The 11,496-nt window shown below is 61.1% G+C and carries 9 protein-coding genes; 6 read left to right on the forward strand and 3 right to left on the reverse strand.

The genetic code is table 11. The features are described from left to right. Nucleotides 1–54 precede the first annotated feature (54 nt). Genes AU193_RS21605 through AU193_RS21615 form a run of 3 tightly spaced genes read right to left on the reverse strand, consistent with a single transcriptional unit; the run spans nt 55 to nt 2,514 of the window. Nucleotides 55–555 (reverse strand): hypothetical protein, encoded by a 501-nt coding sequence (locus AU193_RS21605; protein ID WP_253868009.1) that lies wholly within the window; start codon nt 553–555, stop codon nt 55–57. A 19-nt stretch (nt 556–574) separates the two neighbouring features. Then, a complete protein-coding gene (locus AU193_RS21610; protein ID WP_064424414.1) occupies nt 575–1,219 on the reverse strand; it encodes a response regulator transcription factor in 645 nt (214 codons plus the stop codon). Next, entirely contained in the window at nt 1,207–2,514 is a 1,308-nt protein-coding gene (locus tag AU193_RS21615; RefSeq protein ID WP_064424415.1) for a sensor histidine kinase, read from the reverse strand. The genes AU193_RS21610 and AU193_RS21615 overlap by 13 nt, the downstream gene beginning before the upstream one ends. Nucleotides 2,515–2,704: 190 nt before the next feature. Here AU193_RS21615 and AU193_RS21620 point away from each other — a divergent pair, with 190 nt between their 5' ends. The 6 genes from AU193_RS21620 to AU193_RS21645 all read left to right on the forward strand — a co-directional run bounded on the left by AU193_RS21620 (nt 2,705) and on the right by AU193_RS21645 (nt 11,478). Beyond that, on the forward strand, nt 2,705–3,490 hold the full coding sequence (locus tag AU193_RS21620; protein WP_064424416.1) for an alpha/beta fold hydrolase: 786 nt from the start codon (nt 2,705–2,707) through the stop codon (nt 3,488–3,490). A gap of 427 nt (nt 3,491–3,917) precedes the next feature. Continuing rightward, nucleotides 3,918–4,340 carry an MmpS family protein gene (locus tag AU193_RS21625; protein ID WP_156425322.1) on the forward strand — a complete coding sequence of 141 codons (423 nt, stop codon included), beginning with the start codon at nt 3,918–3,920 and terminating at the stop codon, nt 4,338–4,340. Further along, the gene (locus AU193_RS21630) at nt 4,337–7,219 is read left to right on the forward strand and encodes an RND family transporter (RefSeq protein WP_064424418.1); all 2,883 of its coding nucleotides are present in this window, start codon (nt 4,337–4,339) and stop codon (nt 7,217–7,219) included. Before AU193_RS21625 ends, AU193_RS21630 begins: the two co-directional genes overlap by 4 nt. Before the next feature lie 55 nt (nt 7,220–7,274). Then, nucleotides 7,275–10,136: an RND family transporter gene (locus AU193_RS21635; RefSeq protein ID WP_064424419.1), complete on the forward strand. Its 2,862-nt coding sequence runs from the start codon at nt 7,275–7,277 to the stop codon at nt 10,134–10,136. A 252-nt stretch (nt 10,137–10,388) separates the two neighbouring features. Next, a complete protein-coding gene (locus AU193_RS21640) occupies nt 10,389–10,727 on the forward strand; it encodes a hemophore-related protein (RefSeq protein WP_064424420.1) in 339 nt (112 codons plus the stop codon). Nucleotides 10,728–11,247: 520 nt separating this feature from the next. After that, nucleotides 11,248–11,478, forward strand: a complete 231-nt coding sequence (locus tag AU193_RS21645) for an MbtH family protein (protein ID WP_064424421.1) — start codon at nt 11,248–11,250, stop codon at nt 11,476–11,478. Nucleotides 11,479–11,496: the final 18 nt, after the last annotated feature.

The following is an 11,496-nucleotide window of genomic DNA, read 5'->3' on the forward strand; positions in this document are numbered from 1 at the left end:
GGCAACTCCTCTGCCGACACCTCATGCGGGCCGTCGGCCCGATGTCGGTGATGTTCACCGCTGCTTCGGCATCTGCGCATCGAGGTGGGCGGCGGCGCGCTTGAGTGTCAGCACTACGTCCGTTCTGGTCGTGCGCGCATCGTCGTTGTAGGCACTGACGCTCGGCCAAACCTGTGCCGCGACGGAGTTGGCGAGCTCCAGTAGCAGCTGTTCGAGTCGCTGGACCTGCTCGCGCACCGCGTCAGCTTGAGCGCCGTGCTGCCAATAACCCGACGCCACGCGCAGCGCCCCCTGCAAGCAGAACTTGCATGGTGTCGCTCCAGCCTCGGTGCGTGCCACATAGCCACCAGCGCCGACGTGCTCGGTGCGCACTCGAACCCATTCGCCCGGTGAAGCGGGGACCGGACTGACCTGATTGCCCTCGGTGTCGCGGCAGTAGGTGCCCTGAGTCCACCCATCCTCGAGCTCGATGAGCGCCAGAGCATCCTCGATCACCTCGAGGTCGGTCTTCATCGTCATTTGTCCGACGGATCGGAGGGGGGCGATCGATGTCATGATGTGATCCTTTCCTTCGTTAAGACTCGAGGTAACGCAAGACCGCCAGGACACGGCGGTTCTCGGTGTCGTCGGGGGCCAGCCCCAACTTGGTGAAGATCGAGGCGATGTGTTTCTCCGCGGAACCGGTGGACATGTGCAGGGTCGTGGCGATCGCCGAGTTGGTCCTGCCTTCGGCCATCAGCTGCAATACCTCGGCCTCGCGGGGAGTGAGTTGCGCCAGCGCGCTGCGGCGATGCGATCGGGCAAGGATCTGCGACACGACCTCGGGGTCGAGGAGAGTTCCGCCGCCGCCTACGACGGCCACTGCATCCACGAACGCCGGCACGTCAGCGACGCGGTCCTTGAGCAGGTAGCCGAAGCCACGGGTGTCCGACGTGATCAGATCGGAGGCATAGCGCTCTTCGACGTAGTGCGACAACACCAGTACGGGCGACTCGGGATTCTGGCTGCGCAGGAGTGCGGCTGCCCGGATTCCTTCGTCCGTGAACGTCGGCGGCATCCTCACATCGACGATCACGAGATCAGGCTTGGCCTCGTTGACCAGGGACAATAAGTTCGTGGCGTCAGGCACGCTTCCCACCACCTCGTGGCCGGCGTCGGTGAGGATGCGCTCGATACCCGCGCGTAGCAGGGCTGAGTCCTCGGCTATCACGATGCGCATGGCAGCACCGCCGTGATAGTGGTCGGGCCCTCGGGGGGACTGGAGACCGTGAATGTGCCGCGGGCGGCGCGTACCCGATCGGCCAGGCCGCGCAAGCCGGTGGCCAGCGCGCTGTCGGTGATCTGCGCACCGCCGCGCCCGTCATCGAATACCGAGACATGGAGCTTGTTGTCGGCTTGATCGAGCCGCACCGTCACCACGGCCCGCGATGCTCCTGCGTGTTTCGCGATGTTCGTGAGAGTCTCGGCGACAACGAAATACGCGACGGACTCGGTCTCCGCAGGAAGGCTCCGGGGTAGGTCGATGTTGAGTGTTGTCGAGATTCCCGTGTTCTGTGCGCGCTGCGCCACCGATGAGAGCGCGGCGTCCAGGCCGCGGTCGGACAGGATCGTAGGTGCGATGCCGCGTACGACGTTACGCAGTTCCACCAAGGCGGTTTTCGCGTCTTCGTGGGCCTCCGCCATCAGGGTCTTGGCGGTGGACGGGTCGGTGTCGAATTTGGTCTGGGCGAGGCCGATTGTCATCGCCAAGGAGACGAGTCGCGGCTGCACGCTGTCGTGCAGATCGCGTTCGATGCGGTGCCGCTCGGAGTGTGCTGATGAAACCGCGCTCTCTCTGGCGTCGGCCAGCGCATCAACCTCGCTTTGCAGCATGGCGGTCGGCGAGGGCGACAGCAGCCACAGGTCGATCTTCGCGTCGAGAATGGGCGAGAACACGACGATTGCGGCGGCGGCCGCCAACGCGACCGCTGCCAGCGGTAATGCCAGCGCCGGCGAAAGGAAAGACGACCCGGCGTCGTCGCCGCCGCCCGCGGCGAACGCTGCTGCAGGCGCCAGCAATGCGAACACCAGCAGAGCAAGCGCCAGACCACCGGCCGCGGAATCGAAGACCATCCGGCCGAGATGATGTATGCAGCCCTTCCAGAACCGCGTGCTGCTGATGTCCAGCCACAGCTGATGGACCCAGCCTTGAAAACCGCTGCGGGGTGAGCTCTTTCGAGCCGGAACCGGGATATCCATGCCGAATACGGCCTCGCTACGCACCCGCTCGAGCCACTCTGCTCCGCGCATCAGGTACAGGAATGCGATGGCGGCGACGACAAACCCGATCACCGTAGGAATCAAGGTGATCCCGAGGATGGCGATCGCGATCGGCACCCACAGCCACACCACGCCGATCGCCGCGCCCGCGATGAAGGACGCGCTGGGCACGACGCCGATGCGACGACCGAGCGTCGGCGTCGTGACCGTGTCAGCCCTGGTCGGCTCGACCGTTGGATCCGTGACTGCGACCATACCCTCAACGTACGGATCGCGGCGACGGGGCGACATGCCGATTACCGCACAGTTTAGGGGGGGATAACCCCCCCCTCGTGGCTACGACGGCTGCCAATTCCGACGCTTGCCTCTTCGAGCGCCGTGTAACCGTAGCCGATATGGGCCGCCGGCCAGACTACTTCACCGCGCGTAGTACCGTCCGACCGTGGTGAACCTGGAATTTCAAGACCGCGGCAGTGGCGATCCGGTGCTGTTCATCGCCGGCCAGGGCGGTGTAGGCCGCACGTGGGATATTCATCAGGTGCCGGCGTTCCGTGTGGCCGGCTACCGCGTCATCACCTTCGACAACCGGGGCGTCGGCGCAACCGCGAACATGGACGGTTTCGACACTGCGACAATGGTTGCAGACACCGCCGAGTTGATCGAGAAGGTCGTCGCTGCCCCCGTTCGGATCGTGGCGACGTCGATGGGCTCCTACATCGCACAGGAACTGATGCTGGCCAGGCCCGAGTTGGTAAGCGAGGCAGCGCTGATGGCCACACGTGGACGTCACGATCGCGCCCGTGAGTTCTTCCGTACGGCCGAAGAGGATTTCGTCGTAGCCGGCATCGAGCTGCCATCGACTTACGAAGCGAAGCTGCGCCTGCTCGAGAACTTCTCGCCGAAGACCCTGAACGATGATGCCACCGTGCAGAACTGGATCGACACGTTCACCATGTGGCCAACGCAGTCGACTCCCGGTTTCCGCTGCCAGTACGGCGTCGCGCCGACCACCGATCGGCTGCGTGTCTACCGGGTGATCGCCGTTCCCGTCCTGGTCATCGGATTCGCAGACGATCTCGTCATGCCTCCGCATCTTGGCGCCGAGGTGGCAGCCGCCCTACCCCACGGACAGTATCGCGAAATCCCCCACACCGGACACCTCGGCTTCCTCGAACGGCCACAGGCGGTGAACTCGGCCATACTCAACTTCTTCTCTCGTGGCTCCAGGTGACATGTGCCGCTGACCCTTTCGGGGTGACGAGGCGAAGTCGCCGCCGGTTGCCGGTGGTCAGCGACTCCCCCTGCCGCACCCCGCGATGGGTCCCTCCGTCACCGGACGGAAGGGTCGGTATGTAATTTGTCCGCAGAGGAACAAGCGGATACCGTGCTTGAGCGCAGACGGCATGGATTACGATCGCGTATCGCGTTGAGAACAGGGAGATTGTGGAGGCCAGCGGCATGCTTTACTCGACGAGATCGGGTTTTGCTCCCCGAGGCGATGCGCGTTTGCCGTGACCCCCTACGCGGCTAGCCCCGGATGCTCACCGCATCCACAGCCAAGCCGTCTGGCGTGTCGCGGGCGATGTGTAGTTGCATGTTCGAGCGACTGATAAGGCGGCGGACATGGAGACGAACGGAGGGGATTCGCGATTCTCAGGATCCTGAAGCGGTTGTGGATCCCGCTACTCATACTCGTGGTGATCGTCGCTGGTGGCTTCACCGTGTCGAGGCTGCGCACCGTTTTCGGATCGGAGAATCGTCCTTCGTATGCCGAAACCAAACTCGAGGAGCAGGAACCGTACACCACCAAGACGCTGGTCTACGAAGTGTTCGGCCCGCCGGGAACGTCAGCGGACATCAGCTTCTTCGATCCCGACGCTGAACCACAGTTCGTCGAGAGCGCAAGCCTGCCGTGGTCTGCGACCTACGACCTCTCCGGCGCTGCAATCGTGGGCAACCTGGTCACGCAAGGCACTGGCAGCAGCATCGGCTGCCGCATCACGGTCGACGGTGAAGTCAAGGCGGAGCGAACCAGCCAAGGAGTCAACGCGTTCACGTACTGCCTGGTGAAAGCCGCATGAGTAGACCCAACGTGCACCAACGAGCGCCATTCGTCGCTCGGGCGATCCATGTACTGGCTATACCGATCATCCTCGCTTGGGTCGCTATCGCGGTCGTCCTCAGTGTCGCCGTCCCTTCACTCGAGCAGGTCGAGAGGGAAAACGCGATAACACTGACTCCTGACGAGGCGCCGTCTTTCAAGGCGATGCAACGGATGGGCGAAGTCTTCGGTGAAGCCGATTCCGACAGCGTGGCCATGATCGTGTTGGAGGGGGAGCAGCCCCTCGGCGACGAAGCTCATGTCTTCTACGACGAGTTGATTCGCCAGTTGAGAGCCGATACGAAGCACGTGGAGTACGTTCGCGACTTCTGGGGGGATCCGCTCACAGCGGGCGCCGCGCAGAGCGGCGACGGCAAGGCCGTGTACGTCCAAGTGAACCTCAAGGGAAATCTCGGGCAAGCGTCGGCGAATGAATCTGTCGAAGCTGTCAAAGACATCCTGGCGCGTACGCCCCCGCCGCCCGGGGTCACCGCTTACGTCACCGGTCCGGCGGCGTTCGTTGCGGATCTAGGTGAAAGCGGCAACCGGACAGTCCTGCTGGTCACAGCGGTCAGCGTCGCGGTGATCTTCCTGATGCTGCTTTTCCTCTACCGGTCGCTCGTCACCGTACTCGTGTCCCTGGTGATGGTTGGGCTGCAACTCCAGGTCGCCAGGGGTTTCGTCGCATTTCTCGGCGATCAACATATAGTCCTGCTCACTACCTTCGTCGTCAATCTGCTGGTGTCGCTCGTCATCGCCGCCGGAACCGACTACGGCATCTTCTTTTTCGGGCGCTATCACGAGGCTCGCCAAGCCGGCGAGGATCGCTTGACGGCCTTCTACACCACATACCGCAGTGTTGGCAAGGTGGTCCTGGCCTCCGGTCTGACTATCGCCGGTGCCGTTTACTGCCTGAGCTTCACTCGCTTGCCATATTTCCAACCGCTGGGTGTGCCCGGCGCTGTCGGTGTCCTCGTAGCTGTGGCGGTAGCTCTCACACTTATTCCGGCGGTTATCGTCACTGGGAGCCGGTTCGGGTTATTCGAGCCGAGGCGCAAAGTCCTCACCCGCGGGTGGCGGCGAATCGGCACAGCGATTGTGCGCTGGCCCGGCCCTATTCTGGTGGCGGCCTGCGCGGCGTCCCTCATCGGCCTACTGGCCCTGCCGGGATATAAACCCAGCTACAACGATCAGGAAACCATCCCGAAAGACATCCCCGCCAACATGGGGTACGAGGCTGCCAAGCGTCACTTCCCCCCGGCGCTCATGATGACGCCTGATGTGTTGCTCATCGAGAGCGACCATGACATGCGGAATCCGGCCGATTTCCTGATCCTGAACAAAGTCGCCAAGGGCATCCTCGATGTCCCGGGAATCGCGAGGGTCCAGGGTCCGACTCGGCCCGCAGGAGAGCCGCTCGAACATACGACTATTCCTTATCTCATCAGCATGGGCCAGGCGAGTCAGCTGCAGACTTTGCCGTTTCAGAAAGATCGTATGGATGACATGCGTGAGCAGGCCGACGAAATGGCCGAGACGATCGCGCTCATGCAACGTATGTACGGCTTGATGCAGGAGTTGTACAACACCACTCACAGAATGGTCGCTACAACACACGAGCTCGAAGACATCACAAACGAGTTGCGGGACCACGTTTCCGATTTCGACGACTGGTTCCGGCCGATCCGCAATTACTTCTACTGGGAGCCGCACTGCTTCAACATTCCTATCTGCTGGTCGCTCAGGTCGATATTCGAAGTGATCGACGGAGTCGACAGGATCACCGTCGAGATGCGCGAGCTGGTCACTAACCTCGATCAGCTTGATGCGCTCATGCCGCAGCTGCTTGCCCAGTTCCCCCCCATGATCGCGACCATGGAAAGTACGCGGACGATGATGCTGACCATGCACAGCACCATGTCCGGGATGCTCGCCCAGATGGAGGAGGGCGGCGAGAATGCCACCGCCATGGGTAAGGCCTTCGACGCCGCGAAAAACGATGACTCGTTCTATCTACCGCCGGAGGTTTTCGAGAACGAGGATTTCAAAAAGGTAATGGACGTCTTTCTGTCTCCCGACGGGAAGGCGGCCCGGTTCCTCATCACCCAACGTGACGATCCGGCATCGCCCGAAGGAATTGCCCGCGTCGAGCCGATTCAGGTTGCCGCCGAGGAGGCCCTCAAAGGCACTCCCCTCGAGGACGCGAAAATATCGATGGGCGGCACCGCAGCCATGGCCAAAGATCTGGTCGAGGGCTCGACCTACGACCTGCTGATCGCCGGAGTCGCTGCGCTTTGTCTGGTTCTCATCATCATGCTGATAATGACGCGGAGTCTCATCGCCGCCCTGGTCATTGTCGGCACAGTGGCACTCTCGCTGGGAACAGCATTTGGATTGTCGGTACTGATCTGGCAGCACATCCTGGGCATTCAAATCCACTGGGTGGTGCTCGCGATGTCGGTGATTGTTCTGTTGGCGGTGGGATCCGATTACAACCTGCTTCTGGTTTCCCGTATGAGAGAGGAGATTGGCGCCGGCTTGAACACCGGCATCATCCGGGCGATGGGCGGTACCGGCAGGGTGGTGACGGCCGCGGGATTGGTCTTCGCGTTCACCATGTTCGCACTCCTGGTCAGCGACCTGCGCACGATGGGTCAAGTGGGTTCGACGATCGGATTGGGCCTACTGTTCGATACGCTGGTGGTGCGTGCGTTCATGACGCCGTCTATCGCCGCACTGCTCGGACGTTGGTTCTGGTGGCCGCAACGTGTGCATCCCCGTCCCGAGAGTCTGCGCCGACGGTTCGGGAATCGCCCACTCGTCAGTTCGCTGCTGAGACACGAACGCGGGCAGCAGTGATGGTGTCGGCCGGACCCGCCGTGACTGACCTGATCACCTGCATATTCATGCCCGCATGAGCGATCAACAGCTGAGAAGCAGGCCGCCGTTCATTGCGAGGGCGGTTCACCTTTTGTCGGTGCCGATCATCATTGTGTGGTTGGCGATCACCGCGGTTCTGTTCTTCGCCGTGCCTTCCCTGGAACAGGTCGGCAAGGAACGGTCGGTATCGCAGGTTCCCGAAGACGCGCCTTCCTACCAGGCGATGAAGCACATGGGCCAGGTGTTCGAGGAATCCGATTCCGACAGCTTCGCGATGATCGTCCTGGAGAGCGAGCAGCCGCTCGGTGTCGAGGCGCACGCCTTCTACGACGAGTTGATTCGTCAGTTGCAAGCTGACACGAAGCACGTGAACCATGTGCAGGATTTTTGGGGGGATCCGCTCACAGCGCCGGGCGCGGAAAGTGGTGATCGCAAGTCCGCCTATGTGCAGGTGAATCTCGCGGGAGACCAGGGCGAAGCCCTGGCGAATGAGTCCGTAGAGTCTGTCCGTGACATTGTGGCGCGAACGGCGCCGCCCGCGGGCGTCACCGCCTATGTCACGGGCCCCGCACCGCTGATGGCGGACATGAACAAGGCCGGCGATGACTCGATCCTCAAGATCACCGTGGTCACCGTCATCGTGATTCTCACGATGCTGCTTTTCGTGTATCGCTCGATAGTAACTGTTATTTGCGTGCTGCTTATGGTCGGCATTCAAGTGCAGGTGGCGCGGGGAATTGTCGCGTTGCTCGCCGACAATGGGATCATCGGACTTTCGACGTTCGCGGTCAATCTATTGGTATCGCTGGGGATTGCAGCGGGTACGGACTACGGAATCTTCTTTTTCGGGCGTTATCACGAGGCGCGTCAAGCTGGCGAGGATCGGATATCCGCGTTCTACACGACTTACCGGAGCGTTACCAAAGTCGTTCTGGGTTCCGGTTTGACTATCGCCGGAGCTATCTATTGCCTGAGCTTCACAAGGCTGCCGTATTTCCAGACACTGGGCGTCCCGGGCGCGGTGGGCATGCTCATGGTCGTCGCGGTGGCGGTCACGCTGGTTCCGGCGGGAATCGCCGTAGGGAGCCGCGTCGGCTTATTCGAACCCAAGCGCAAAGTCGCTGTGCGTCGATGGCGGCGCCTCGGTACGGCGATCGTCCGCTGGCCCGCGCCGATTCTGGTTGCGACGTGTGCGCTTGCGCTTGTCGGGTTGCTGGCGCTGCCAGGCTACCGAAGCAGCTTCAATGATCGGCAGTACGTGCCGCAGGACATACCGGCCAACGTAGGGTATGCGGCCGCTGAGCGTCATTTTCCTGAATCACGAATGATGCCAGAGATTTTGATGATCGAGTCGGATCACGATATGCGCAATCCGGCCGACTTCTTGGTTTTGCATAAATTGGCGAAGCGCGTGTTCGCCGTACCGGGAGTTTCCAGAGTGCAGGGCATCACCCGACCGGAGGGAACCCCGATTGAACGCACATCGATTCCGTTCCTGCTGAGTTTGCAGAATGCCGGCCAGGTTCAGATGTTGCCGTTCCAGCAGAATCGAGCAAGAGATATGCTCAAACAGGCCGACGATATGTCGGTTCTGATAAGCCTCATGGAACGCAATTACGAGTTGATGGTCAAACTTGTCGGCATCACTGACCGGATGGTCGCAAGCGCACATTCGCTCGAGGAGGAATTAAACCAGCTGCGGGACCATATTGCGGATTTCGACGACTTCTGGCGGCCGCTCCGCAATTATCTCTACTGGGAGCCGCACTGCTTCAATATACCGATCTGCTGGGCGATCAGATCGATATTCGATGCGCTCGATGGCGCCGAGCAGATCAGCGTTGTGATGGCCGACCTCCTCAAAGATCTCGATCAGCTACAAGTTCTCATGCCGCAGATGATCGCCCAATTCCCGCCGATGATTGCCACCATGAAGAGGATGCGGACGATGATGCTGACGATGCACAGCACGATGTCCGGGATGCTTGCCCAGATGGCTGAGTCCAGCGAGAACGTCACCGCCATGGGCAGAGCTTTCGACGCTGCCAGGAACGACGACTCCTTCTATCTCCCTCCGGAGGTCTTCCAAAACGAGGATTTCAAGCGCGCGATGGGCCTCTTCTTCTCGCCGGACGGGAAGGCGATGCGCTTGATGATCTCGCATAGAGACGAGCCCGGATCGCCCGAAGCGATCGCGCGGGTTGACGCCATAAAAGAGGCGGCTGAGGAGGCGCTCAAAGCGACGCCGCTACAGGATGTGAAGATTTATCTCGGTGGGACGGCGGCCACGTATAAGGACATGCAACAGGGCTCGACTTACGACCTCTTGATCGCGGGTGTGGCCGCGCTCTGTCTTATTTTGGTCATCATGCTGATCTTGACGCGAAGTCTCGTCGCGGCGCTCGTCATCGTGGGGACGGTCGCATTGTCGCTGGGGGCCTCGTTTGGGCTCTCGGTCCTGATTTGGCAGCATATCCTCGGCATCGAGTTGCATTGGCTTGTGCTCGCTATGTCGGTGATCATCCTGTTGGCGGTAGGTTCCGATTACAACCTCCTGCTGGTTTCGCGGATGAAAGAGGAGATTGGCGGGGGAATAAACACGGGCATCATTCGGGCCATGGGCGGCACCGGCAAGGTCGTGACGAACGCCGGCCTGGTGTTTGCCTTCACGATGATGTCAATGGTGGTCAGCGACCTGCGCATCATCGGACAAGTCGGCACCACCATCGGGCTGGGTCTGCTGTTCGACACTCTGGTAGTGCGTGCGTTCATGACTCCTTCCATCGCCGCACTGCTGGGACGTTGGTTCTGGTGGCCCTGGAGGGTGCATCCGCGGCCGGAAAGCGTGAAACACCGCTTGGCGGGAGTCCCGTCGAACGGCGAAACATATCCGTGAGTGACTTTGGCTAGCGCGGTGCCATGCCGGAACGGCCCTTGTGCGGCAGCCGACGAGCGTGAAGACAGCGCTGTTGAAATCTCGCTTCGGTTGCCTGGCAACGTCGACGTTCGCTGGGGGGATTGATCATGCCGTAGCGATGGTTTGCCGTGTGCGCTCGTAGGCAATGACTTGTAGGCAATGAAACGTTCAGAGCCAGTGGAACGATTAGAGTCGAGTAAAACCTATCTTACCCGGGGAGGGTGTACACACATGATGCAACTGTCGGTGTCGAGACTGAACGTCGTGATCGTCGGTGCGGGAATCGCGTTGGCCGCCGGTGGCGGCATCGCCTCGGCCGCTCCTGACCTCAGTCCGGCCGTCAACACCACCTGCTCGTACCCGCAATTGATGTCGGCGCTCGAGGCTGCAGACCCCACTGCCGCGGCGGTAGTCAGCAACTCTCCGGCCATGACGGCCGGATTGAATCAGTTCCTGGCGGCAGGGCCGGCGCAACGGCAGCAGATGGCGGAGGCCATCGCGAACGACCCGGCCAATCAGCCATATCTCGGCCTCTACCAGACGGTTTTCACTACCTGTAATAACTTCTGATCGGTTCGGGCGGCTGTCCTGCAAGAACCATCGCAGCCCAACGGTCAGATGGTTCTTTGCAGGTCAGGCGTCCGGCTTCTCTGCGTGAGATCAAGGCCGCGGGCGGGATGCCGAATGTCAGGCACATCGACATCTGGCTACCGTGCCTCGTCCCACGATCTACAGGTCTCCCGAATATGTGATTCGAGCGAATCGGGTTCGCGGAACTTCGACGCCCTGGGTATGCAGTCCGTCATCAACCGGTCTTTTTAGCTCTCATAGCAGCGTCTTGCTTACCACTCCTCGCTTGTTTGCTCAGTGCTTGCTGTGAGCGATGGACGTTAGGCGTTCGATGTGTTCGGCAGGTCACGGGCAAGTACCTTGGTGACCTCGGATAGGGCGTTGTCCAGCATTTTGCTGGATCACCCGCCGTCGTGCCCGGGACGTCATCTGGAAACTTTGCCGAAACGGCTGAACGAGCTCGTCGGTCTCAGTATGTTTGGAGCCATCCATGTACGTCGACTAAGCGGTCAGGAGAACTGTGAGCATCAACCCATTTGACGACGACAACGGAAGCTTTCTCGTCTTGGTCAACGACGAGGAGCAGCACAGCCTCTGGCCGACTTTTGCTGACGTTCCAGCTGGCTGGCGGGTGGTTTTCGGAGAAGCGGACCGTGCCGCATGCCTGGAGTACATCGAACAGAACTGGCCGGACATCAGGCCGAAGAGTCTGCGCGAGAGGCTGGCAGAGGTGCGGGGCTCTGACGACTAAGCCTTTTCGAATAGGGGG

The sequence above is a fragment of the Mycobacterium sp. GA-1285 genome (assembly GCF_001499905.1).
In the GTDB taxonomy this organism is placed as follows: Bacteria; Actinomycetota; Actinomycetes; order Mycobacteriales; family Mycobacteriaceae; genus Mycobacterium.

What these genes read in the sequence shown, in the direction of transcription:
- AU193_RS21605 (WP_253868009.1), bottom strand. Translation starts at nt 555, where the DNA reads ATGACATCGATCGCCCCCCTCCGATCCGTCGGACAAATGACGATGAAG.
- AU193_RS21610 (WP_064424414.1), bottom strand. Translation starts at nt 1,219, where the DNA reads ATGCGCATCGTGATAGCCGAGGACTCAGCCCTGCTACGCGCGGGTATC.
- AU193_RS21615 (WP_064424415.1), bottom strand. Translation starts at nt 2,514, where the DNA reads ATGGTCGCAGTCACGGATCCAACGGTCGAGCCGACCAGGGCTGACACG.
- AU193_RS21630 (WP_064424418.1), top strand. Translation starts at nt 4,337, where the DNA reads ATGAGTAGACCCAACGTGCACCAACGAGCGCCATTCGTCGCTCGGGCG.
- AU193_RS21635 (WP_064424419.1), top strand. Translation starts at nt 7,275, where the DNA reads ATGAGCGATCAACAGCTGAGAAGCAGGCCGCCGTTCATTGCGAGGGCG.
- AU193_RS21640 (WP_064424420.1), top strand. Translation starts at nt 10,389, where the DNA reads ATGATGCAACTGTCGGTGTCGAGACTGAACGTCGTGATCGTCGGTGCG.